Origin of the sequence: Bartonella sp. OC16QHHD (assembly GCF_042194035.1) — a bacterium.
Lineage (GTDB): Bacteria > Pseudomonadota > Alphaproteobacteria > Rhizobiales > Rhizobiaceae > Bartonella.
The window spans coordinates 1-3,202 of record NZ_JBHIMJ010000011.1 but is presented as its reverse complement, the minus strand read 5'-3'; the positions used below and the strand labels follow the sequence as shown (position 1 = coordinate 3,202).

The 3,202-nt window shown below is 37.0% G+C and carries 1 protein-coding gene and 1 pseudogene; both read right to left on the bottom strand.

What is annotated here, in order from left to right:
* Nucleotides 1-2,070: pseudogene (locus tag ACFIK1_RS01850) on the bottom strand (autotransporter outer membrane beta-barrel domain-containing protein); the annotation flags it as partial.
* 630 nt (nt 2,071-2,700) lie between these two features.
* The coding region (locus ACFIK1_RS01845) for an autotransporter outer membrane beta-barrel domain-containing protein (protein WP_375661953.1) at nt 2,701-3,202 on the bottom strand (502 nt) is incomplete at its 5' end.

Sequence of the window (3,202 nt, the reverse complement as noted above, 5' to 3'; positions counted from 1 at the left end):
GATATCAAGCAGATTGCCATCATCATCTTTTTCATGTTTGCTGATTTTCAACGTCCATGTTGTCTTGTTTTTTAGATCAAAACGTACAGTTCTATCTTTAGCAATATTTGCTCTGCCCTCTAGGATAGACTGATCAGCGCTTAATGTAAAAGTGCCGTTGGAGATCGCTTTAACCTTTTTATCATTCCAATAATTATCGGTTCCCCAAGATTTTGGATTTTCGAAAATACCATCTCCTAATAATACGTCGGCATGGATTTCTGAATTTTTGAGATTGACTGTACCGATTGACAAACCTTGAATATCTTCAATGTTATCGTTAGTAAAAGCTCCAACAAAAATTCCAGTACCATTTTCAGCATGAAGCTCTGCATTAGTTAGATTGATCTCACTACTTTGGTGTTTTTGTGGATCATCTGATTCATTTTTATCAATATCAGAGACAGCCAAGAACTGTAAGCCACTGATTCCTACTTTTGCAGAAACATCCGTTAGATCAATATGGCCGCCATTTATTACAACCATTGCAACTTTTTTTGCTTCTATTTTATTTTTCTTCCCATTCTGAAGGGCGTCGGATTGGGTATCTAGACTTTTAGAATTAGCATCAATAGCGCCATTAATCATCTTAATTGTGCCATCTTTACCAATAGCGAGACCAACATCAACATTTTGAATGGTTGTTTTGCCATTTAATTCAACTATACTATCAGCCTCCCAAGTGTTTACACCAACGGTTGCTGCTTCGGACTCACCACCGATTATTGTTAAATCTCCGCTAATGATTTTACTTCCATCCTCTGCATAAAGACCTTCATCAAAATTTTGAATGGTTGTTTTGCCCGTTAACTGAATTTCACTCCCAGAGCCTGCTGTCCATACACCAGATCGTGCTTCATTGGGGTTGTCATTAATTGCTTTACCACCGACTATTATTAAATCTCCGCTGGTAATTTTACCACCATTATAGGCTCCAAGACCGTACGAAACTTTTTCAAAGGTTGTATGCCCCTTTAATTGAATTTCACTATTAGGATTAATGGCTATTATACCAGAAGTGCCGTATTCTTGGTTTTCATAAGCAGTTATTGTTAAATCTTCGCTGGTGATTTTACCACCTTTTTCTGCTCTCAGTCCATCTCTAACTTTTTTAATGCTTGTTTTGCCTTTTAATTCAATTATGCTTCCAAAGCCATTGGCATTTACACCGTTTCCCAAGTTATCGGTTGTTAGAGTAACATCCGTAATTTCAATACGTCCACCATTTTCTGTAAGTAATGCGCCTTCATGTCCATTCAAATTTCCTCCTATGACAGCTCCTCCTTTCATTGTGATCTTGGATTCTATACCATCTGCATGGAGTGCATTACCATTAGATGATGCGACTGTAACATTGTTGTTTAAAGTAATGATACTGCCATTTTGAGCAGATATTGCTGTATTTTTTGCACGAAATGATCCTCCAGAGATTGTTATTGTCGAGTGATCATCTGCAAATATGCCTTTTAGTGCTTGAGTTACGGTTACATTGTTTAAAATGACTGTGCTGTTTTTAGCACTTATTCCTAAGGATAGTGAACTGTTATCGTTTTCACTCGATATTACCACGTCTTCCAGCTTGTTTTTTTTACTCTTACTGTCAGAAAAGGAAGCACCAGTGCTAGATAAAATGCCAGATGAGGAGGACTCCATTCCAGAATATGTAATTGTTCCCTTAGTCATTTGAAGTGTAGCACCGTCTTTGGCTTCAAGGCCTAAGAAAATACCAGAACCAGTGCCTTTAATGGTTGTGCCGTCCAGTAACTCAATCGCACTGTTAGCACCTTCTGCTGTTACAGCATAGACGGTTTTGTTTGTGCCTTGGTTTATATCTTTATTCGTAACAATGGTTAAATGTTTTCCAATGATTTTGCCACCGTCTTTTGCGTGAATAGTTTCGTAGGTTTTATCGGATACTTCTTGTTGTTTTCCCTCAGAAACTACGAGGGTTTCAGCATGTGCACTGAACTGGATGTTGAACAGGATGATAGCGGCTGTAGCCGTGCATGATAAAAGGGATGTTTTATACACTAGTATTCTCCTTATGAGAGCCCCCAAATATTCATTTCCCCGCGAATTTCATAAGAAGAAGTGAAAATGGATAGTTGTTATTAATTTCAGTAATTGTCTTTATTTGGTAAGACATTTTTGGTTTTTTGTCAAAATTAAAAAATAATTGATATTAATTATCTCTAATACAAAATGTATTTATAATTGATTTTATTTAAAGAATTATAATTTTGAATATTATTATTCAGAGAAATATTGTGAGATACTGATATAGTGGTGTTTACGTGATGGTAGGGATTATTATATGACGCAAATTGGGATTATGAGGGAAAAAAAGGATGTAGAAGAAGCTAGTAAAAAAGCTAACTTATTTGGGCTTAAAGTGGTTTTTCATCTTTCAATACAGTGGTATTAATTTATTTCTAATAGACTTCTCTTTTTTTCAAAGTAGGAAGTACTCTTCATCCACTGGGGATGGAAGTGCTCTGTTGCGTTTGTTGTGTCTTGTCTTGGAGATTTTCGTAAAGAACTAAGTATAAAGAGGGAAGGGTGCTTTAAAAGGAAAAAGGATGACTTTTACAAAAAGGGCAGCATATTGTGCTGCCTTTTTGTTAAATTGAATAGAATGAATAGGCTATTTACAGCCTTGATTTAAAACTGATAGCGTATACCACCTGAAAAGCTTGCACCACTTATACCAGTTTTCTGAAGCTTTTGTTGATAGCTTACATCACCATGAAGGGAGAAATTGTGAGACAGTTGCGCATTGATGCCAACGCCGCCTTCAATTGCAGGTCCCATAGGATAAAGGTCAAAGTTTCTGCCAATCTGGATGGTACCATCATCACCGAAAGTTTTGATCAAGTTTACTTTTCCATAGAAAGACATAGGACGGTTGTTTTCAGTGGAAATGGTTTTGGTCAAACGTCCACCAACACGGATCAACCATTGAGAAGGATTGTTCACATCAACAGTAAAATTATCAGCATCTTCAATGGTGTTAAACATCAAATGTTGATAGGCAACTTGTGCTTGTGGCTCAAAGGTTAAACCTTCTACTCCGGTTGCAAATTCTTTGCCAACAGTGGTGGAGATACTTAACATTTTGGCATCGTTCAACTTCGCGGTATTGCCTCTGATGGCATTGGCGATA